The following is a 19371-nucleotide window of genomic DNA, read 5'->3' on the forward strand; positions in this document are numbered from 1 at the left end:
TTCTAGGCAAGCGAGGCCAAGCTGGGAGCTTTTAGAAACAGCTGCCAATTCTTAGCCTGCAAGGCGTCGCCAGAGACGCCAGGATAGTCGAATGGTACCACTGCCCCGGCTCGAACGGGGGACCTCTTGATCCACAATCAAGCGCTCTAACCAACTGAGCTACAGCGGCACTCGGGCTGCGATGTATCCTGAGGCTGCGGGCATTTCAAGCGTTAGAGACGCAAGGAATGCAGAATGGGGAAAACTCTTCGCCCCATCGATGCCGCCGGACGTCGAAATTCGGTCGACGGACCTTGCACCCCACCCCTAAGGTGCCGCGGTCTTCGTACCCCTTTCGTGCCAATCCCCCCGTCGGTCGATGAACTCAGAAACCGCGCCGCGCCGTGGATCTCCCGCCGGCCAGCTGCTGGTCCACGTGCCAAGCCGATTGCGTGCCCTGGTGCGCGGCAGCGAAGCCGGGCTCGTGGCGCTGGCCGCCTGCGTCGGCGCGATCGCCGGGATCGCAGTCTCGGCCATGAGTCTCGCGACGCAGGGCCTGCGCGAGATCCTCTATCGATTACCGCACGGCGCCCGTCTCAGCGCTTCGACGGATGTGGCCCCGATCCTCATTCTGGTCGGCCCGGCCGTCGGTGGTCTCATCCTCGGCCTGATCGCTCTGGGCTTGGCTCGTCGCCGAGGCAGCCCGCAGCAGCCGATCGTCGATCCCATCGAGGCCAATGCCCTGCATGGCGGGCGGCTCTCGCTGAAGGGGTCGGCTGCCGTGGCGGCGCAAAATGTGATCTCGAACGGCAGCGGTGCATCGGTCGGTCTCGAGGCGGGCTATACCCAGATCTGCGCCGGCATCGCCTCGCGTCTCGGCCTCTCCTTTGAAATGCGTCGCTCGGATCTACGTACCCTAGTGGGCTGTGGCTCGGCCGCCGCCATCGCCGCTGCCTTCGGGGCGCCGCTCACGGGGGCATTCTATGCGTTCGAACTCATCATCGGCACCTATTCCATCGCCACCCTCACACCGGTGGTCGTCTCGGCCCTGTGCGGTAGCCTCGTCGCCAAGGCGCTCGTAACGCAGAGTCCCCTGGTGACTGCCAACGGTTTCGATGTCCTGACGACGAGGGCGGTCTCCGGAATCGATACGCTACCGAGCCTCGCTCTTGGTTTCGCGTGCGCTGGGCTCGGAATTCTGATCATGCGTGGTGTCACCCTAGTCGAGCAGGGTGTGCGGGCGACCCGCCTGCCGGCCTTCCTCGCCCCCGCCATCAGCGGTCTCTGCGTTGGCGTCCTGGCCCTAGCTGTCTCCCCGCAGATACTTTCCGGTGGGCACGGAGCGCTCCATCTCCATCTCGACACCAACATGCCTGCCATGGGGTTCGGTGCGCTGGCGCTGCTGTTCGTGGCGAAGGCCTCGGCCTCGGCGATCTCGATCGGCTCGGGTTTTCGCGGCGGCTTGTTCTTCGCTTCGCTGTTTCTCGGCGCTCTGGCGGGCAAGCTCTTTGCCGCACTGATGGCGGAGGCAATCCCGGCCCTTTCCGGCGTTCATGGACTATCCGGCCTGGAGGGACTCACCTTCTTCGCTCTCACACCGCTGGCTTATGCGGTGATCGGCATGAGCGCCCTGGCGGTGGCAGTCATCGGCGGCCCGCTCACGATGACATTCCTCGCCCTCGAGCTCACCGGCAGCTTTCCGATCACCGGCCTCGTACTGGTGGCGGTGATCGCCTCGTCGATGACCGTGCGGAAGACCTTCGGCTATTCCTTTGCCACCTGGCGCTTCCACCTTCGCGGCGAAAGCATCCGTAGCGCGCATGATATCGGCTGGATCAGGTCACTCACCGTTGGGGCGCTCATGCGTCGCGAGGTCGAAACCGTGCCGGTCGATATGAAGCTCTGCGATTTCCTTGCGGCTCATCCCCTCGGCTCGCCGTCCCGCGTTGTGATGGTGGATAAGGAAGGGCGCTACGCCGGAATCGTGCTGGTGCCCGAGGCTCATGCCCTGGTGACGGCCGATAGCGAGGCCAGTCTCATCGAGGCCATGCGCTATACAGACGTGTTCCTCACCGCCGGCATGAATGCCAAACAGGCAGCCTCGGCCTTCGACAGCGCGGAGAGCGAAGCTCTGGCGGTGGTGGATGATCCGGTCTCGCGTCGGGTGATCGGGCTGCTCACCGAGAGCCACACCCTCAAGCGCTACAGCGAGGAACTTGACCGGCAGCGACGAGCGATCATGGGCGACGCTGCGTGAAACTGATCCAGTTCCTCGCTGCAAGTCTCGGCTATGCGGATGCGAAGGGCCAAATCACGCGCATGCCCGACTGACTCGCACTGCATCGGAAATAGTCACCGACGATATCACCTGAACCGGATCACGGTCGCTGTGCGGCATTTATGAAGACGCACGCGGCGAGCGAACACCGCGTGCGTTTGACCTTTCGACAAAGCGGCAATTTAGGCGGGCAGCGCCCGGCGTGACTTGCGCATCAGCGCCTCTTCCACCGTGCCGTCACCGTCGAGATAACCGTGGCGCTTGGGGTTCGGCATGATCAGCGAGCCGATGAAGGCGATGGCGAGCATCGCCGTGACGTACCAGAAGAAGCTGCTTTCCGAGCCGATCTGCTTCAAATACAGGGCTACCGCCTCCGCCGTGCCACCGAAGATCGAGTTCGCCACCGCGTAGGAGAGGCCGACCCCCAGCGCCCGGACCTGGGTCGGGAACAGCTCTGCTTTCACAATGCCGCTGATGCCTGTGTAGAAGCTGATCACCGTGAGACCGATCATGATCAGGCCGAACGAGAGGTAGGGGTTCGTAGTGGAGCCGATCGCCGTCATTAGCGGCACCACCATCAGCGTGCCGAGCCCGCTATAGAGCAGCATGTTGGTCTTGCGGCCGATCCTATCCGAAAGCCAGCCGAAGAAGGGCTGGATCACCATGTAGACGAGGAGCGCCGCAGTGGAGATCTGCGATGCGGTGATCTTGTCGATATGCGCCGTGTTGAAGAGATATTTCGGCATGTAGGTGGTGAAAGTATAGAAGCTCAAGGAGCCGCCGGCGGTGTAGGCGAGTACCACGCAGAACGCCCGCCAATGCTTGAAAAGGGCCGAAAAGGTCCCCGATTCCTTCGAGGCCATGTCCTCTTTGGTCGCCGTCTCCGCGAGTGACGAACGTAGGAACAGCGCCACCACGGCCGCCATCGCACCGATGAAGAACGGGATGCGCCAGCCCCAGGCAGTGAGCTGCTGGGCGGTGAGGAAGCTCTGCAGAATGATCAGCACCAGCGAGGCCAGAAGCTGTCCGCCGATTAGGGTAACGTACTGGAACGAGGCGAAGAATCCACGCTGACCCTTCAGGGCGACCTCGCTCATGTAGGTGGCGCTGGTGCCGTACTCGCCGCCCACGGAAAGGCCCTGGATCATACGTGCGAGCAGGAGCAGGGCGGGAGCCCAGTGCCCCACACTGGCATAGGTCGGCAGCACGGCGATCATGAGCGATCCGCCGCACATCATCAGCACCGAGATCATCATCGAGGTCTTGCGGCCAAGGCGATCGGCGATACGGCCGAACAACCAACCACCGATGGGGCGCATGAAGAATCCGACCGCGAACACGGCGGCGGATTTCAGGAGCTGACTGGTATCGTCGCCTTCGGGAAAGAAGACCGGCGCAAAATAGAGGGCAAAGAAGGCGTAGCAATAAAAGTCGAACCACTCGACGAGATTACCCGACGACGAGCCCACGATGGCGAATATCCGCCGACGGCGGTCTTCCGGATCGTCAGGCTTCGAAGGATCGATCGCGATAGCGTCGGACATGGGCACTCCCTACCATCCTTGTCGGGGCCCTACCTGGGCCTCTTGGTCGGCGACGTTAAGCGGCGATGGAGAATTCACAAGCGCCTCAACGCGGCTTTCCTACAGCAGGCTGCAAATGTCATCCATTCCCTCATCCCCGTCGCCCTTCCCGCCATGGCAAAGGTACGTCATCGTCTTCTCCAAGTGGAAATACATGGAAGTCCGTTACCGTGAAGCTTGGGCTTAGGTTGCCTGTGCAGTGTGATGACGACGTCGGAAGTAGTTTTAAATCGCGGAACGGTTTTGGCAGTCTTTCCGTTTCGGCTTCGCGTCGGCGCCGCGTGGCGTCAGCAATCAACCAAGAGATGGACTGACTGACATGAGCAAGCTCTTGCGGAGTACGGTGACGGCTGCCGTTCTCGTCGTCGGTGCGGCGAGTGCTTTCGCCCAAGGTGGGCCTGGAGCAGGTGGCGGTGCGGGTGGCGGCGCAGCGGCAGGCGCCGGTGCGCCCGGCGGTGGCGCAGGTGGTGCCGGATCGGCTGGTGGCGCCGGCATGCGGGGCGCCGGTGGCGGCGGAGCCGAGCGTGGTGGAGCCGCAGGTGGTGTGGAACGCGGTGGTGCCTCGGGGGATCGCGGCGGCGCGGCTGGAATGGAGCGAGGCGGTGATGCTGGCGGCGAACGAAATGGCCGCATGGAGCAGGGCGAACGTCCGAGTGCTGGCAGCAGGAGCGATCCCGCAGCCCGGCCGGATCGAGACGGCAAGACTGATCGAGACGGCAAGGCCGATCGTAATGATCGGATGGACGGAAGCGGCAAGGCCGATCGCGGCCTGAAGGATGGCAAAGCGGATCGTGGCGAGAGGAGCGACAGCGACCGGGGTGATCGAGCCGGGCGTCGAGATCGTGCGGGCCGAGGCGATAGCGGCGCCGTGCGCGGGGCTTATGGCCGACTGGGTGCTCCGCAGCGTACAGAATTTCGCCAGAGCGTACTTCGTCGCGGGATCCCCCGTCTCGCCGCTGGTGCTTTCGCTCTGACGGTGGGGACTGCAATCGCCCGAAGCTACACTCTCTACGACCTGCCGCCTGACATCGTGCAGATCGTGCCCGAATACGAGGATTATCGATACGTGCTCGTCGACGACGACATCGTCATCGTCGACCCGGACACCTATGAGATCGTGGACGTCATCCGCGGCTGATCTTCATCTGTGGTGTCCTCGAGGGGAACTTCCTCTGGCGAAGCGCATACGCTGTCGAATTGTGAACCGTAGCGTGTGATGCTTTGCCGGATCGAAGTGGTGACGTGAGAAGAGACTCCAGGCTCCGGATAAGCTGTCATCAGCGATCCGGAGCCTAGATGGTTTCAGGCAAGGGCTTATGTTTTGTCCGCGTATCAAACGACCTGCGAGGTTGGGCCTCTTCCTCTTATTAAACTCTGCAGTGCCGCATGAGTGCAACAGGCTAGGTTGAGAGCGTTATTCTCAGGCTGCGCCTGACGCGGGCGCGTGGCAAGATCACAGCGAGGTGAAAGACTGAGACTTCTATGCGAGTGATCGCAGCGAGTTTCGCTTTCCGGCAGGAGGGCAGCTAAGTCAGGGCCTTTCAGCAGGCCGTTGGCTACTTATGTGCCGAGCTTCGAATAAAGGTCACCAGTGTCTCGACATTAATCCCCGAAGCCGGGGCGTCGTCGACCATTGGTTCAGTTTCCTTCAAGTCGTGGCAGAGCTTTCTTGGAGAAGCGAAGTCTTGTCCGGTGAGATGAACGCAATGACGCTCAGCGCCCGTTGCGGTCGAGCATCTTCGAGACTACCCGAGCAGTGTAATCCACCATCGGCACGATCCGCGCGTAGTTAAGTCTCGTCGGGCCGATGACACCAACGACGCCGACGATTTTCTGAGAACCGTCCCGGAAAGGTGCGGCGATCATCGACGAGCCGGAAAGCGAGAACAGTTTATTCTCTGAGCCGATGAAGATGCGCACTCCTTCTCCGCCCTCGGCGCGGGAGAGCAGTTCGATCACATCCTTCTGTGTTTCAAGGTCGTTGAAGAGTAGGCGGATGCGCTCGAGATCCTCCACCGCGCGCAAGTCGTCGAGAAGGTTGGCTTGGCCGCGCACGATTAATTGACGTGCGTCGGAGGGCCCGACGGTGGTGGCTAGGCCCGCATCCACCAGGCGCTCGGTAATGACGTCTAGTTCGCGCTTCATCGCCTCGCGGCCGGCTTCGATCTCGGCGCGCAAGCCTCCCAGCGTGCGTCCATGAAGGCGGGCATTGAGGTAGTTGGAGGCTTCCTGCAGGGCGCTGGCCGGAAGGCCCGGGGGCAGATCCAGGAGGCGGTTCTCCACCGAACCGTCATCCGACACCAGTACGACGAGGGCGCGGGCTGGATCGAGCCGGACGAATTCGATGTGTTTCAGGTGCACGTTTGTCTTAGTGGTGAGCACGACGCCTGCTCCCCGGGAAATTCCGGACAGCAGCGTCGAGGCCTCGGCCAAGGCGCTTTCGAATGTGTGGCCAGATGCGGCGGCACGCATCTGGGCCTCGATCCGCTCCTGCTCCTCGCGCCCGACATCGCCGATCTCCAGCATGGCATCGACAAAGAAGCGCAGGCCCATTTCCGTCGGAAGTCGGCCGGCGGATGTGTGAGGCGCGAAGATCAGGCCAGAATGCTCCAGATCCGCCATGACATTGCGGATCGAGGCCGGCGACAGCGCCATGGGCAGGATGCGCGCGAGGTTTCGCGATCCTACTGGTTCGCCCGTCGTGAGGTAGCTCTCCACGATCTGCCGAAAGATCTCGCGTGTGCGCTCGTTTAGCGCCGCGAGGGGCTGAAGCTGCTGAGAAGAGAAGGGGCGGGGGCGATCGTTCAATGGGTTCTTCCTGAGCGGCGATTGTGTCCGGCTCTGCCCTCGCGCACAACCTCTAGGCCCGCGGCATCGACGTTGTTCTATGGCAATCCGCTTCGTCCAAAAGGAATGCCCTTTGCGTCGCGGTGCGGCCGGCCGCGAAACTCCGCCATCTGTCGGATGGCGCCGTGGCGGAAGCATGCGGGTTCCGTCTTGCCTCGCATCGATACCCGTTTCCTCGCAGATGAGCGACGCCGTGCCCGACCTTGATACCGTCGTCAGAGAAATCGCCGAAGAGATGGCTGACCGGCCAGACCGAGGTGAGGTCGCCACCTACATCCCGGAACTCGCCCGTGTCGATCCGAAGGCCTTCGGAATCGTCGTCATCGATGCTGACGGGCATGTGGCGGCGGGAGGTGACAGCGACACTTCATTCTCGATCCAAAGCATCTCGAAGGTGTTCACGCTGACTCTGGCCCTCGGCATGGCGGGAGATCGGCTCTGGCGCCGAGTCGGTCGCGAGCCGTCCGGCAGTCCTTTCAACTCCATTGTCCAGCTCGAGCGTGAGCGCGGCATCCCCCGCAATCCATTCATCAATGCCGGTGCCATCGCGGTGACCGACACGATACTGTCGGGCCACCAGCCCCGGGAAGCGCTCGGTGAAATCCTGCGCTTCATGCAGTTCCTCGCCCAGGACCCGACCATTACCATTGACGAGGCGGTGGCCGCCTCCGAGCTGCGCACGGGTTTCCGTAATATCGCGCTTGCCAACTACATGAAATCCTTCGGTAATATCGATAACCCGGTCGATTTCACCCTGGGTGTTTATTTCCATCATTGCGCCATCGGCATGTCGTGCCGACAGCTAGCCACGGCGAGCCGCTTCCTCGCTCATTCCGGCCGCAACCCTCTCACCGGGCATTCTGTGGTCTCGCCGGAACGCGCCAAGCGTATCAACGCAGTCATGCTGACTTGCGGTCATTACGACGGGTCCGGCGAATTCGCTTATCGTGTTGGCCTTCCCGGCAAAAGTGGCGTCGGCGGCGGAATTATCGCGGTGGCCCCCGAAAAAGCGTCGATCGCGGTATGGTCGCCGGGCCTCGACGCATCCGGTAATTCGCACCTCGGCCGGATCGCCCTCGAGATGCTCACTCGGCGCCTTGGCTGGTCGATCTTCGGCGCGTGAACTCAGTAGGGACGGTAATCCCCTACGCCCCATCGTGATGTAGGCGAGAAGAAGCGTCTTGCACCGAGGTAGCCAAGCGACCCCCTCATTGAGACCCGCTTGCCTTCCAAATGAGCAAAAAAGAATGCCTGCCGCAGACCCTGCGGCAGACATCGATTATAATTGGCGCAAAAGCCCTACTTCTGTGCCTTATATTTAGGCGGCGACTTTCGCCTCGTCGGCGGTGGAAACCGTCGCGATCGTCTTCAGGATCTGCGAGGCGATCTGGTAGGGGTCCCCCTGGCTGTTGGGACGGCGGTCTTCCAAGTAGCCCTTGTACTCATTGTTGACGAAGCTGTGGGGCACCCGGATCGAGGCACCACGATCGGCGACGCCATAGCTGAACTCGTCGATCGCAGCGGTCTCGTGCTTGCCGGTCAACCGCATGTGGTTGTCAGGCCCGTAGACCGCGATGTGGTCGTCCAGGTTTTCCTTGAACGCTGCCATGAGCGCTTCGAAATAGGCCTTGCCGCCCACCGTGCGCAGGTGCTCCGTAGAGAAGTTCGCGTGCATGCCGGAGCCGTTCCAATCCGTCGCACCGAGCGGCTTGCAATGGTACTCGACATCGATCTCGTAGGTCTCGCACAGGCGCTGGAGAAGGTAGCGGGCGACCCACATCTCGTCGGCGGCTTTCTTGGAGCCCTTGCCGAAGATCTGGAATTCCCACTGGCCCTTGGCCACCTCGGCGTTGATGCCCTCGTGGTTGATGCCGGCATCGAGGCACAGGTCGAGATGTTCCTCGACGATCTTGCGAGCGATGCTGCCGACTTCCTTATAGCCGACGCCACAATAATAGGGACCCTGCGGGGCAGGGTAGCCGGTGGCGGGGAAGCCGAGGGGGCGTCCGTCCTTGTAGAAGAAATACTCTTGCTCGAAGCCGAACCAGGCGCCGTCATCATCGAGGATGGTTGCGCGCTTGTTCGAGACGTGCGGGGTGACGCCGTCCGGCATCATCACTTCACAGAGAACGAGGACGCCATTCTTGCGAGTGCTATCGGGGAAGTGGCGCACAGGCTTCAGCATACAGTCGGAGCTGCCGCCCTCGGCCTGCATCGTCGAGCTGCCATCGAAGCCCCACAGCGGAAGCTGCTCAAGGGTCGGGAAGCCATCGAATTCCTTGATCTGGGTCTTGCCACGCAGGTTCGGCACCGGCGTGTATCCATCGAGCCATAGATACTCGAGTTTATATTTCGTCATTTCGAGCCTCTCGTACCTCAAGCGATCCGACAGCCGGGTTTCCCCTCACATCGTTCGCGGCCGTTCGTAGCCGGATTCGCCATTAGCATATCTCATGCCAATGACTTGCACGGACGGTTGATGGGTGTGCGTTCCGCGGAGAGCGTGGGCGATGAGAGATAGTGACATGGCAGGGACGACGGTCTGGAATATGCTGTGCACCTGCAAACCTGAGGCACCCGAATGGGAGAGCAACGAGTTCGGGTTATGAATCTAGCGGGCGTAGGGACGATCACCGCTCGCTCATTCCTGCGCATTCTGTCGAGCGAGGATGGAGGCTCGACGAATTTAAAGGAATAAAAGCCTCATTCTGATCGGCCCCTGCTTAATCCCGAAACAAAAAATATATAATCTCCCCAGGTCGTGCGTCGTTTTCCGTCGGAGATGCGTTGCACCGCATCCGCACCCAGCGGTCGACGAAACAAATATCTGTCAAACGGAGCCCGTCCTGATGAAGAACCCAACCCTGTCCGCCATGGCGAAGACCTTCGCCATCGTGGTCGCCCTGGTGGGCGCGATGATCCTGGGAACGCCCCGTGGTGCTGAAGCCGCGCCGATGGCGGTATCCAGCGAAGTCGCCGGCGCGGCGAACGCGGCCGCCACCGAGGTTCAATACGGCGGCGGCCACTGGCGCCACCACGGCCGGCATCATCGCCGCCATTTCGGCCATCATCGCGGTCGCCATTTCGGCCATCATTACGGTCGTCGCTTCGGTCATCACCATCACCGCCGCCATTTCGGCCATCATCACCGCCGCTTCTACCGCTACTGAGGCCCGCGTTTGGGGTGCGCCGCGAGGCGCGCCCCTACCTTACCTCGTTGCGCTTGCCGGTAGCCGGACCGCGGCCTAAGAGCCCGGACGACCATCCCGGAACCCGACCAAGGAGAGTGCCCATGCGGCCCTCGAAGCGCGCGAACGACGAATTGCGCAACGTGACTCTGGAGCGCTCCGTCGCCCGTTATGCCGAGGGTTCGTGCCTCGTGACGTTCGGTCAAACGAAAGTTCTTTGCACCGCCTCCCTCGAAGAGCGCGGTCCGCCATGGCTGCGCGGCTCGGGAAAGGGCTGGGTCACCGCCGAGTACTCCATGCTCCCCCGCGCTACCCATGAACGTACCCGCCGTGAGGTAAATTCCGGCAAGCCCTCCGGACGGACGCAGGAAATCCAACGGCTGATTGGCCGCTCGCTCCGCGCCGTCACCAATCTTCCCGCCATCGGCGAGCGACAGATCACCGTGGATTGCGATGTGATTCAAGCGGATGGCGGCACTCGCACTGCCGCGATCACGGGCGCTTGGATCGCCCTGCATGATTGTTTCACCTGGATGCGCGGGCGCTCCATCATTTCCGTCGATCCCCTACGTGAGCATGTCGCCGCGATTTCCTGCGGCATCTACAAAGGCACCCCCGTGTTGGATCTCGAATACGCCGAGGATTCGGCCGCCGAGACCGATGCGAACTTCGTCATGACCGGCTCCGGCGGCCTCGTGGAGGTGCAGGGCACCGCCGAGGGAAAGCCCTTTTCGGAAGCCGAACTCATCGAGTTGCTGCGCCTAGCCCGCGGCGGCGTCGAGCAACTCGTCGCCCTTCAGAAGCAGGCGATCGCATGAGCGCGCCGCGCATTCTCACCGGGCGAGTTGTCATCGCCACTCATAATGCCGGCAAGCTCGTGGAGATGCGTGAGCTGCTGATGCCCTTCGGTGTCGAGGCCGTCTCTGCCGGCGAACTCGGCTTGCCGGAGCCCGAGGAGACCGGGACGATGTTCGCGGAGAACGCAGCGATCAAGGCTATCGCTGCGGCGCAGGCTTCGGGCCTGCCCGCCTTCGCTGACGATTCCGGACTTTGCGTCAACGCCCTCGATGGCGCACCCGGACTGTTCTCCGCCCGCTGGGCGGGGTCGAGCAAAGACTTCTCCAGTGCGATGGCTCGCATCGCGGCCGAGCTCGACAAGCGCGGAGCCACGACCCGCCGGGCTCATTTTGTCTCGGCCCTCGTCATCGCTTGGCCCGATGGCCACACCGAAACGTTCGAAGGCCGCGTCTTCGGCGATCTTGTAGAGCCGCGCGGCTCACAAGGCTTTGGCTACGACCCGATGTTCCTGCCCGACGGCTACGACCGAACCTTCGGTGAGATCTCCTCAGAGGAGAAGCACGGTGTCGATTGGCAGAGCGGAAATGCGCTGTCGCACCGGGCACGGGCCTTCGTGCTGCTGGCCCAAAGTTGCCTGCAGCGTCCGGTCTGACCGGTCTCGTCTAGATTGAGATTGGATGACCCTGATCTCAGTCGTGCCGACGGGAGCAGGTGGATTCATCGACGGCCGCAACGGTCTCTCACCGAGACCTTCTTGTGACGGATGAATCCAAGAAGGGGGCGTAGGCTGGGCGCGGGATGTCTCCGGCACCATTGCCAAAACTGTCATCCGCGCGCACATCCGTTGAATGACCGACTCTTCAGGACCGGACCACCCGACCCACGACGCCGGGTTCGGAATCTATGTCCATTGGCCTTTCTGCGCTTCGAAATGCCCCTATTGCGACTTCAATAGCCATGTCCGCCATGCCCCGGTGGATGAAGGACGTTTCCTGGCGGCATTCCGGACCGAGATCGCCCATGTCGCGGCGCGCGTTCCGGGCCGCACGGTTTCCAGCATCTTCCTCGGCGGCGGCACGCCGTCCCTCATGCAGCCGTCAACCGTGGCGGGGCTTCTCGAGGCCATTGACGATGCCTGGGGGGCGGCCCCCGATATCGAGGTCACGCTGGAGGCCAATCCCACGAGCGTCGAGGCCGGTCGCTTTCGCGGCTATCGGGCCGCGGGGGTGAACCGTGTCTCGCTCGGTGTCCAAGCCATGGACGACATCTCCCTGAAAGCGCTGGGGCGCCTCCATACGGCCGCGGAGGCAATGTCGGCGGTGCAGACGGCGGCTGCCCACTTCGAACGCTACTCCTTCGATCTCATCTATGCGCGGCCGAACCAGAGCGCATCGGCGTGGCGGGCCGAGTTGAAGGAGGCCATCGCGCGGGCGGCGGAGCACCTGTCCCTCTACCAACTCACCATCGAGCCCGGCACCCCGTTCTTCGGCCTGCATGCGGCCGGCAAGCTTGTCCCACCGGACAACGACGTGGCGAGGGCGCTCTATGACGTGACGCAGGAGGTATGCGACGCCGCGGGCCTCCCATCCTACGAGATTTCCAATCACGCTCGCCCCGGCGCGCAATCGCGTCATAACCTCTTGTACTGGCGCTACGGCGAGTATGCCGGCATCGGTCCGGGCGCGCATGGCCGGCTCGTGACGGAAGAAGGGCGGATCGGCACCGTCACTGAGCGGGCGCCGGAGGCGTGGCTTGCTCGGGTCGAGCGCAACGGTCACGGCATCATCGAGACCGAAGCACTCTCGTTTGCCGACCAGGGCGATGAGTTCCTTATGATGGGTCTGCGCCTCAAGGAGGGCGTCGACCCCGACCGTTACGCGATGCTGAAAGGCCGTCCCATCGATGCGGCGCGTGTCGAGGCTCTGATCGGCGACGGGCTCGTCGCCCGCCTGGACGGAGGCCGCATCGCCGCGACCCCGCGCGGTGCGCCGGTTCTCAACGCCGTGGTGGCGGAACTCGCTGCCTGATGCTGGCCCCCGTCCGCTTGCTCATGATCTATCACATTGACCAGGGTGCATGGCCGGCCAGTGCTACCTTCTGCGCAGCCTTTCTCGACCATAACTGACAGCGCAAGCCGGATCAGGTGCCAGAGGGGCCGAGCGTGCGCGGGGCCGGGCTCACGATAGCCGGTGCGCCGCTGCGGATTTCGTAGATGGCTAGAGCCCTATCGCTTACCCCCTCCGGCCGGAAGCGGAAGGTGCCGTCGATCCCCGAGAAGCCGGCCTGCGTCGTCAGCGTCGCGTCGGCGAAGCGCTGAGATCCATATTGCCGCGACAGCGCTGCCATGAGCGAGACAGCGTCGTAGGCCAGCGTCGCCACACGCGGAGGTGCAGAGCCGAACCGCGCCTGATAGCGCTGTGAGAAATCGCTGAATCCCTTCGAATCGGCCGCTGCGAACCAGCCGCCCTGCAGGGCGGGCAGGGCGAAAAGGCGCGGGTCGTTCCACACCGCCGTGCCGATGGGCTTCACTCGGCTGGGAGAAAATCCCGCCTTGGCGAGGGCCGGTGCGACGATGGCCAAGCCTTCCGGGCTTTCCGGCAGGAACAGGGCGTCAGCCTGAGCGCCAGGACCATTGATGAGGCCCGCAAGGCGCGAAATAGCTGGAGCTGGCGCGCCAGGCGCATATCGCTCGATTCCCACCAGCCGAGCACCCTTTCTGGCCACCGCCTCACGGAATTGTGCCTCGACGGCATTGCCGTAGCTGCTCTCGGGAATCAGCGCGGCGAAGGAGCGTCGCCCGGCCGCCACCGCCTCGTCGACTACCCGGTCCACCTCGGTCTGCGGCAGGAAACTGAGGAGATAGACACTACGTGCCGCGACGCTCGCATCGGTGGAAAAGGCGATGATCGGCTTGCCCGCCGCGCGCGTGACGCCGGCAGCCGCCTGGACATTGGCCGCAAACAGGGGGCCGAGCACCAGTTCGGCGCCCTCGGATAGGGCGGCCTGGGCCGCCTCGCGTGCGCCATCGGGCGATCCGCGATCGTCCTTCACCAAAATCTGCAGGTCGGGCTTTTGGAAATCCTCGACCGCGAGTTCCGCCGCATTGCGGAGGGCCGTTCCGACGGTCGCACCGGGACCGGACAGGGGCAGGATGAGGGCGATCTTGACCGAACCCGTGCCGATCTTCATCGCGCCCGGTGACGGCGCCTGCGGATCGCCCGCGGCGGCAATATCCGGGGTAGGAGAGGCTTTCGTAGCGCGTGGGCCGCCATCGGGGCCGCCGATGCAGCCGCTGAGCCCCCCGGCGAGCAGAAGAATCGCCGCCGCCATCGCCCAAACGGGCATTGCCGGACGGTGGCCCCTTGCAAGGCTTTTCTCCATTGCACGGTACTCCTCGTCGCCGATCCGCATCTCACGCCCGATGCGCGCACGGTTAAAGCCTGAACGACAAAAGTAAATGTCGCGACACCCCCGGTGCAGGCATTCCTCCGGCCCGTGTCCCCGTGGCAATGTCTGCCTCATGACTCAGAGAATCGACAATCGGACGCGCCGCTCCAGGGCTGTCCACGATCCGGCCAAGCCCATCTCGACCTTCACCGCCTTCGGCCTTGCGGCAGAGGCGGAACCGCTCGACCCTGGCCTGCACGTGGTGGCGACCCCGATCGGCAACCTCAAGGATGTGTCGTTCCGCGCGCTCGCGACTCTGGCGGCGGCTGATACGGTGCTCGCCGAAGACACCCGCGTCACCCGCACGCTGTTGATGCATTACGGCATCACGACGCCGCTGGTCGCCTATCACGAGCATTCCAACGCGGCTGTCCGCGAGCGGATGATCGCACGGATGCAAAACGGCGAAGCCTTGGCCCTGGTCTCGGATGCCGGGACGCCGCTGGTGTCGGATCCGGGTTTCAAGCTTGTTCAGGCCGCCATCGAGGCGGGTATTGCGGTGACGCCTATCCCCGGTCCATCGGCGGTGATGACCGCCATCGTCGCGGCGGGCCTGCCCACCGACCGGTTTTTTTTCGAAGGCTTCCTGCCGCAGAAATCCGGTGCCCGGCGCAATCGCCTGGCGGCGCTCGGGCAGATCCCCGGAACACTGGTCCTGTTCGAATCACCCCACCGCCTGCCCGAAATGCTGGTGGATGCCGCCGCGATCCTCGGAGGGAGCCGGCCCGCGGCGGTCGCCCGCGAACTGACCAAGCTCTACGAGACGATCCGGCGCGGCACCCTCGCGACCCTGGCCGAGACCTTCACAGAGGAGGGGGCTCCCAAGGGCGAGGTGGTAGTGGTGATCGGGACCAACCCGGAAGAACCGCCGGAGGAGGAGGTCGAGGCCGGTCTCGATGCGGCGATCGAGGCAGCGCTTTCGCGTCACTCGATTAAGGATGCCGCTGCTCTCGTGGCCGATGCCACCGGCCAGCCCCGCCGGGTCGTCTATGCCCGGGCCCTCGTCCTCGCCAGACGTACCGATGCGGACGTCTAAGCTCCTCAATGCGAAAGGACGGCGGCGCGCCACCTACCTGCGCGGCCAGTCCGGCGAGACCTTGGCCCTCCTCGCCATGATCATGAAAGGCTATCGCCCTCTGGCCCGGCGCTTCAGCGCGAATGGCGGCGAGATCGACCTGGTCCTACGCCGGGGCGACACCGTTGCTTTCGTAGAGGTGAAGGCAAGGGCGAATCTCGAGACTGCCCTGGTCGCTATCGATGCGAAGAAACGTGCCCGGTTTTCCCGCGCCGTGCGTGCCTGGATCACGCGCAATCCCCGCTACGGGGGGATGACGTTCAGGGCGGATGCGGTGTTCGTTGCGCCAAGGACTTGGCCGCGCCATCTCCCTGACGCCTTCACGATCGAGGGACTCTGAGCCGAGAGGTAACCCTCCATCCGAGGACGGAGTTGTGTCGTGTCCGGACCCGCCCGCGAGCTTGATGGGGCAGGGCTGCAGGCGCCGCTGTACTCTCTGGAAGAGCGGTCGCTGCTGACACGAGGCCATCAGCCAAGAGCAGCGCCCGAGCGAGGTCGACCGAGGCTTATTTCTTCGCTGCCGCGAGGGCAGCGATCAGGGTGCGCTTCAGATCGGCCTGGCTGAATGGCTTCTGGACCACGAGACGATCACGGAACGGCTCACGAATCCCCGCGCCGCCGTAGCCCGTCGAGAAGACGATGGGCAGGTCGCGCTCGGTGATCGCTTCGGCCACCGGATAGATCGGCTCGCCGGCGACGTTGACGTCGAGGATCGCGACTTCGAAGGTCTCGTTCCGAGCCATTTCCAAAGCCGTCGCAAGACGCGCAGCGGGACCGACTACGGTACACCCGAAGTCGAGCAGCATGTCTTCGAGCAGCATCGAGATGGCCGCTTCGTCCTCCACCACCAGAACCCTGGCGCCGTCGAGGAGAGTGTCGTTCTGTTCAGCACTCACGCTGGGGATTCTTCCCTTCGATTCGTTCCTGCCCGGAACGGTGCCGTCATCCGTAGCCTCGCAGGCTTGCCATCCGTCGGGGTGGCGGGAATGACGTATGGCTCCTGCGGCAACGGTCGAGCCGTCGCCCGTTCCGCTTGGCGTGTCAAGGCGCAGAAAGTGGCCTCGGCGGTTCAGGATCGGGTTAATGTTATCGGACGATACATTTTCACGCACATCGCCGATACCTGTGGCATGCGGAGCAAGCGAGGGCGCGGCCTCATGACCACTCATCGTCGCGGCGCCCTGGTAATGCTGGGCGCGGCGCCCTTCGCGGCTGCATCTCCTGTCCGAGCTGAGCGGCCCCTCGTCGTGGCCTCGAAAAGCGATACGGAGGGAGCGCTCACGGGGGCGATGATCGCCCTGGCGCTCGAGCATCTCAACGTCCCGGTGGTGCGCAAGCTCGGCCTCGGCCCGACCCTGATCGTCCGCGGCGCCCTACTGTCCGGCGACGTAGATATCTACCCGGAATATACCGGAAACGGCGCGTTCTTCACCAGCACCGAGGCCGATCCCGCCTGGAAGATCCCTCAGGACGCCTACGAGACCATCCGGCGGAGCGATGCCGAAAAGGGGCTGGTCTGGCTCGCCAGGGCGCCCGCCAACAACACCTGGCTCATCGCCCTCAACGGCGATTTCGCGCGGGAGCGGCATCTGGTCACGATGGCGGATTTCGCCAAGGTGGCGAATGACGGCCTGATCCTGCTGGCGGCCTCCACCGAGTTCGTGGAGAGCCCGGCGGCTTTGCCGTCCTTCGAGGCGGCCTACCGTTTCAGCCTGCCCCTCGACCGCATCATCAGCCTGCCCGGCGGCGATACGGCGGTGACGGCGCGGGCGGCGGCACAGCGGATCAGCGGGGTCAATGCCGGGATGGTCTATGGCACCGACGGGGCCCTCTCCGCCCTGGACCTCGTAGTGATGAGCGATCCCGCTGCGGCTCAGATCGTCTATGAGGTCGCGCCGGTCATCCGCGCCGCCGGTTTGGAGCGATTTCCGGCGATCCGTCCGGCCCTGGCCCGCATTTTCGCCGGTCTCGACGCGCCGACCCTTCGCCGGCTGAACGCGCGGATCACCGTGGACGGCGAGATCGCGGAAAAGGTCGCACGTGACGACCTCACGGAGCGCGGGCTGATCGGATGAGAGCGGAATCGGACCCGCGTTCGAACCGCCATCGGGCGGCTTTTCATGCGTCATCGGCCGGGCTTTTCGGGGCCGGCCTTCTCATCGCATTCCTCCATCGGATGGCGCTGCTCGATATCGCGCCGAATCGCCTCCTGCCCGGCGCTCCCGTGGCTGCGTCCGGGTTCGGCGATGGGTCGATCGGCCTGGTCTCGCTCCTGTCGCTGGCCGGTCTCGTCCTTCTCGCGACGCTGCCCCGACGCATGGGTGGTGTGCTTGCCGTCGGCCTCTTCGCAGCGGCCTGGGCTTTCCTCCTGCTCGGCCTCGGGGCGGAGGCCACTCGCCGCCTCGCGATCATGCCTACTGCGGCGAGAGCCAGCCTCGGCTCCGGTTTCTGGATGGCCTCGGCCTGCCTCCTGGCCTTCGCCGGAGCCAGCATCGGACGCGCCCGGATCCGCGGTCTCGGTCTGCTCGCCGCCCTCGCTGCCGCGGGAATCCTGATCGCGGCGTGGCACGGCGGCGGGTTGGACCGGTTGTCGCTCGTCATGGAATATGCCGGGCGGCGGGAGGCGCTCCACCAGGCCATCGCCGAGCATCTGCTCCTGTCGGGCGGGGCGATCGTCCTGGCGCTTCCAGCGGCGGTGCTTCTGTCGCTCTGGCGCTCGGGGGAGGGAATCGTCGGGCTCGTCGTAAGCGGCATACAGGTGATTCCCGCCGTCGCCTTATTCGGCGGCCTCGTCGCTCTGGTCTCCGGGTTGGTCCGCGCCGTGCCGGCCCTGCGCGATCTCGGCCTCTCGGCGCTGGGGCCATGGCCCGCCCTCATCGGCATCGCCGCCTATCTGCTGCTTCCGCTCTGGCGCGGGATCGGCACGGCCCTGCGATCCGCCGACCCCGCCGCTGTCGACGCGGCCGAGGCCATCGGCCTGACGAGGGGGCAGATCCTGCGGCAGGTCAGGCTGCCGCTCGGCGCGCCGGTGCTCGTGGGAGCCTTGCGGGTCGCGACGGTCCAGAGCCTCGGCCTCGCGACACTGGGCGCCCTCATCGGCGCAGGCGGCCTCGGGCGGATCGTGTTCGACGGCATGGCCCAGTTCGCGCCCGACCTGATCCTCCTCGGCGCCATCCCCATCGTCGTCCTGTCGCTCGCGGCGGAAGCGGCCTTGAGCGCGATGGAGGCAAGCTGCCGGTCGAGGTGGCACGCATGATTCGCCGCCTGCGCCCCGCGCTCGGCATCTTCCTGGTCGGAGCCATCTTCGCGGCGATGAGCCATCCTTCCCTGGCCGCCTGGATCGTGGCCGGCCTCGGCGAGGAGCCGCGACGGGGCCTGAGCGCCGAGCGATTGCTGGCCCTCGCGACGCATCATCTCGGCCTCGCCGCGCTCGGGCTCGCCCTGGTGGCCGCCCTCGGCCTCGGTCTCGGCATCCTGGTGACGCGCGCGGTCGCCGCGCCCCTGCGCGGCGGCATCGATGGCATCGCCGCCGCCGCGCAGGCGGTGCCGCCGGTGGTGATGGTGGCCCTGGCCCTGCCCATCCTGGGCTTCGGCGGGCCGCCGACCCTATTGGCCCTTGTGGCCTACGGCATCATGCCGGTCCTGCGCGGCACGGTGGGCGCGCTGGAATCGGTCTCGCCCGAGGCCCGCGAGGCGGCGGAGGCCTTGGGCTTCACGCCGATCCAGGTCCTGCTCCGGGTGGAACTGCCCCTGGCGCTGCCGGGCCTCGTCGATGCCCTGCGCACAGCCCTCGTCCTCGCCATCGCCACCACGGCGGTGGGAGCCCTGGCGGGAGCCTCCACCCTCGGCACGCCCATCGTCGCCGGGCTGCAGAACCAGAACGTCCTGCCGATGCTGCAGGGGGCGCTGGCTACCGCCGCCCTGGCTTTCCTCTGCGACGCGGTGCTGCTCGGGCTGGCGAGTTTGGTTTCGGCGGACCGGGCGCGGCACTGAGCGGGTTTCGAAGACGCTCACCGGTTCGGCGATATGAAATCGGCGACGGGTCAGAGCCTGTTTGAGTTGTTTGTCCCAAGCATTAACCTCATCCTGAGCAACCATTAGTCTTTTGCCATGGCGTGTCTCTGGCGAGGACGGTGTTTGCGTAAGTGAGGAGCTTTCTGGCGCAGGCGACGAGAT

Annotated in this window: 19 protein-coding genes and 1 tRNA gene; 14 read left to right on the forward strand and 6 right to left on the reverse strand. The window is 64.5% G+C overall.

The annotated features are described in order from the left end of the window. Positions 1-92: 92 nt before the first annotated feature. Positions 93-169, reverse strand: a tRNA-His gene (locus IPV08_RS01655). 189 nt (positions 170-358) lie between these two features. On the opposite strand from IPV08_RS01655, the gene IPV08_RS01660 reads away from it, so the two are divergent. Beyond that, the gene (locus IPV08_RS01660; RefSeq protein WP_207410355.1) at positions 359-2236 is read left to right on the forward strand and encodes a chloride channel protein; all 1878 of its coding nucleotides are present in this window, start codon (positions 359-361) and stop codon (positions 2234-2236) included. A gap of 203 nt (positions 2237-2439) precedes the next feature. On the opposite strand, the gene IPV08_RS01665 is transcribed toward IPV08_RS01660, so the two are convergent. Continuing rightward, the gene (locus IPV08_RS01665) at positions 2440-3801 is read right to left on the reverse strand and encodes an MFS family transporter (RefSeq protein WP_056432202.1); all 1362 of its coding nucleotides are present in this window, start codon (positions 3799-3801) and stop codon (positions 2440-2442) included. Between the two features lie 416 nt (positions 3802-4217). Between IPV08_RS01665 and IPV08_RS25010 the strand changes: the two genes are divergently transcribed. Genes IPV08_RS25010 through IPV08_RS25020 form a run of 3 tightly spaced genes read left to right on the forward strand, consistent with a single transcriptional unit; the run spans position 4218 to position 4978 of the window. Then, complete coding sequence (locus IPV08_RS25010) at positions 4218-4613, forward strand: hypothetical protein (RefSeq protein ID WP_348646054.1); 396 nt, start codon at positions 4218-4220, stop codon at positions 4611-4613. 3 nt (positions 4614-4616) lie between these two features. Continuing rightward, positions 4617-4814 (forward strand): hypothetical protein, encoded by a 198-nt coding sequence (locus IPV08_RS25015; RefSeq protein ID WP_348646055.1) that lies wholly within the window; start codon positions 4617-4619, stop codon positions 4812-4814. 2 nt (positions 4815-4816) lie between these two features. Then, positions 4817-4978, forward strand: a complete 162-nt coding sequence (locus tag IPV08_RS25020; RefSeq protein WP_348646056.1) for a DUF1236 domain-containing protein — start codon at positions 4817-4819, stop codon at positions 4976-4978. A 575-nt stretch (positions 4979-5553) separates the two neighbouring features. Here the strand turns inward: IPV08_RS25020 and hrcA are convergent. Beyond that, the gene (gene hrcA / locus IPV08_RS01675) at positions 5554-6648 is read right to left on the reverse strand and encodes a heat-inducible transcriptional repressor HrcA (protein WP_056432208.1); all 1095 of its coding nucleotides are present in this window, start codon (positions 6646-6648) and stop codon (positions 5554-5556) included. Positions 6649-6880: 232 nt separating this feature from the next. Here hrcA and IPV08_RS01680 point away from each other — a divergent pair, with 232 nt between their 5' ends. Continuing rightward, the gene (locus tag IPV08_RS01680) at positions 6881-7810 is read left to right on the forward strand and encodes a glutaminase (RefSeq protein WP_082469997.1); all 930 of its coding nucleotides are present in this window, start codon (positions 6881-6883) and stop codon (positions 7808-7810) included. 195 nt (positions 7811-8005) lie between these two features. Here IPV08_RS01680 and IPV08_RS01685 read toward each other — a convergent pair whose 3' ends face one another. Next, complete coding sequence (locus IPV08_RS01685; RefSeq protein WP_207410357.1) at positions 8006-9046, reverse strand: glutamine synthetase beta-grasp domain-containing protein; 1041 nt, start codon at positions 9044-9046, stop codon at positions 8006-8008. Positions 9047-9536: 490 nt separating this feature from the next. On the opposite strand from IPV08_RS01685, the gene IPV08_RS01690 reads away from it, so the two are divergent. From IPV08_RS01690 to hemW, 4 genes are all read left to right on the forward strand, one after another. After that, entirely contained in the window at positions 9537-9857 is a 321-nt protein-coding gene (locus tag IPV08_RS01690) for a hypothetical protein (protein WP_056432217.1), read from the forward strand. Positions 9858-9979: 122 nt separating this feature from the next. Then, positions 9980-10693, forward strand: coding sequence for a ribonuclease PH (rph, locus tag IPV08_RS01695; protein WP_056432220.1), 714 nt, complete (start codon positions 9980-9982; stop codon positions 10691-10693). Beyond that, entirely contained in the window at positions 10690-11325 is a 636-nt protein-coding gene (gene rdgB, locus IPV08_RS01700; RefSeq protein ID WP_056432223.1) for an RdgB/HAM1 family non-canonical purine NTP pyrophosphatase, read from the forward strand. The genes rph and rdgB overlap by 4 nt, the downstream gene beginning before the upstream one ends. Before the next feature lie 196 nt (positions 11326-11521). Then, the gene (gene hemW, locus IPV08_RS01705) at positions 11522-12700 is read left to right on the forward strand and encodes a radical SAM family heme chaperone HemW (protein ID WP_207410359.1); all 1179 of its coding nucleotides are present in this window, start codon (positions 11522-11524) and stop codon (positions 12698-12700) included. Positions 12701-12812: 112 nt separating this feature from the next. Here the strand turns inward: hemW and IPV08_RS01710 are convergent, their stop codons facing one another. Further along, positions 12813-14054: a penicillin-binding protein activator gene (locus IPV08_RS01710; RefSeq protein ID WP_246747714.1), complete on the reverse strand. Its 1242-nt coding sequence runs from the start codon at positions 14052-14054 to the stop codon at positions 12813-12815. A 139-nt stretch (positions 14055-14193) separates the two neighbouring features. Between IPV08_RS01710 and rsmI the strand changes: the two genes are divergently transcribed. Both rsmI and IPV08_RS01720 read left to right on the forward strand, forming a co-directional pair. After that, complete coding sequence (gene rsmI, locus IPV08_RS01715) at positions 14194-15156, forward strand: 16S rRNA (cytidine(1402)-2'-O)-methyltransferase (RefSeq protein ID WP_056432237.1); 963 nt, start codon at positions 14194-14196, stop codon at positions 15154-15156. Beyond that, on the forward strand, positions 15143-15535 hold the full coding sequence (locus tag IPV08_RS01720) for a YraN family protein (protein ID WP_246747715.1): 393 nt from the start codon (positions 15143-15145) through the stop codon (positions 15533-15535). The genes rsmI and IPV08_RS01720 overlap by 14 nt, the downstream gene beginning before the upstream one ends. 166 nt (positions 15536-15701) lie before the next feature. Here IPV08_RS01720 and IPV08_RS01725 read toward each other — a convergent pair whose 3' ends face one another. After that, entirely contained in the window at positions 15702-16091 is a 390-nt protein-coding gene (locus tag IPV08_RS01725; RefSeq protein ID WP_056432242.1) for a response regulator, read from the reverse strand. A 291-nt stretch (positions 16092-16382) separates the two neighbouring features. Between IPV08_RS01725 and IPV08_RS01730 the strand changes: the two genes are divergently transcribed. From IPV08_RS01730 to IPV08_RS01740, 3 genes are read left to right on the forward strand one after another with little or no spacing between them, the layout of a single operon-like run. Then, positions 16383-17270 carry a glycine betaine ABC transporter substrate-binding protein gene (locus IPV08_RS01730; protein WP_281435309.1) on the forward strand — a complete coding sequence of 296 codons (888 nt, stop codon included), beginning with the start codon at positions 16383-16385 and terminating at the stop codon, positions 17268-17270. Beyond that, entirely contained in the window at positions 17267-18451 is a 1185-nt protein-coding gene (locus IPV08_RS01735) for an ABC transporter permease subunit (protein WP_207410362.1), read from the forward strand. Before IPV08_RS01730 ends, IPV08_RS01735 begins: the two co-directional genes overlap by 4 nt. Next, complete coding sequence (locus IPV08_RS01740; protein WP_348646057.1) at positions 18439-19188, forward strand: ABC transporter permease subunit; 750 nt, start codon at positions 18439-18441, stop codon at positions 19186-19188. Before IPV08_RS01735 ends, IPV08_RS01740 begins: the two co-directional genes overlap by 13 nt. Positions 19189-19371 lie beyond the last annotated feature (183 nt).

The organism is Methylobacterium sp. SD274, from assembly GCF_017355285.1.
Lineage (GTDB): Bacteria > Pseudomonadota > Alphaproteobacteria > Rhizobiales > Beijerinckiaceae > Methylobacterium.

Excerpts from the sequence above, each read along its gene's own strand:
- IPV08_RS01660 (WP_207410355.1), top strand. The coding sequence starts at position 359 with ATGAACTCAGAAACCGCGCCGCGCCGTGGATCTCCCGCCGGCCAGCTG.
- IPV08_RS01665 (WP_056432202.1), bottom strand. The coding sequence starts at position 3,801 with ATGTCCGACGCTATCGCGATCGATCCTTCGAAGCCTGACGATCCGGAA.
- IPV08_RS25015 (WP_348646055.1), top strand. The coding sequence starts at position 4,617 with ATGGCAAAGCGGATCGTGGCGAGAGGAGCGACAGCGACCGGGGTGATC.
- IPV08_RS01685 (WP_207410357.1), bottom strand. The coding sequence starts at position 9,046 with ATGACGAAATATAAACTCGAGTATCTATGGCTCGATGGATACACGCCG.
- IPV08_RS01690 (WP_056432217.1), top strand. The coding sequence starts at position 9,537 with ATGAAGAACCCAACCCTGTCCGCCATGGCGAAGACCTTCGCCATCGTG.
- rph (WP_056432220.1), top strand. The coding sequence starts at position 9,980 with ATGCGGCCCTCGAAGCGCGCGAACGACGAATTGCGCAACGTGACTCTG.
- rdgB (WP_056432223.1), top strand. The coding sequence starts at position 10,690 with ATGAGCGCGCCGCGCATTCTCACCGGGCGAGTTGTCATCGCCACTCAT.
- hemW (WP_207410359.1), top strand. The coding sequence starts at position 11,522 with ATGACCGACTCTTCAGGACCGGACCACCCGACCCACGACGCCGGGTTC.
- IPV08_RS01710 (WP_246747714.1), bottom strand. The coding sequence starts at position 14,054 with ATGGAGAAAAGCCTTGCAAGGGGCCACCGTCCGGCAATGCCCGTTTGG.
- rsmI (WP_056432237.1), top strand. The coding sequence starts at position 14,194 with ATGACTCAGAGAATCGACAATCGGACGCGCCGCTCCAGGGCTGTCCAC.
- IPV08_RS01720 (WP_246747715.1), top strand. The coding sequence starts at position 15,143 with ATGCGGACGTCTAAGCTCCTCAATGCGAAAGGACGGCGGCGCGCCACC.
- IPV08_RS01730 (WP_281435309.1), top strand. The coding sequence starts at position 16,383 with ATGCTGGGCGCGGCGCCCTTCGCGGCTGCATCTCCTGTCCGAGCTGAG.
- IPV08_RS01735 (WP_207410362.1), top strand. The coding sequence starts at position 17,267 with ATGAGAGCGGAATCGGACCCGCGTTCGAACCGCCATCGGGCGGCTTTT.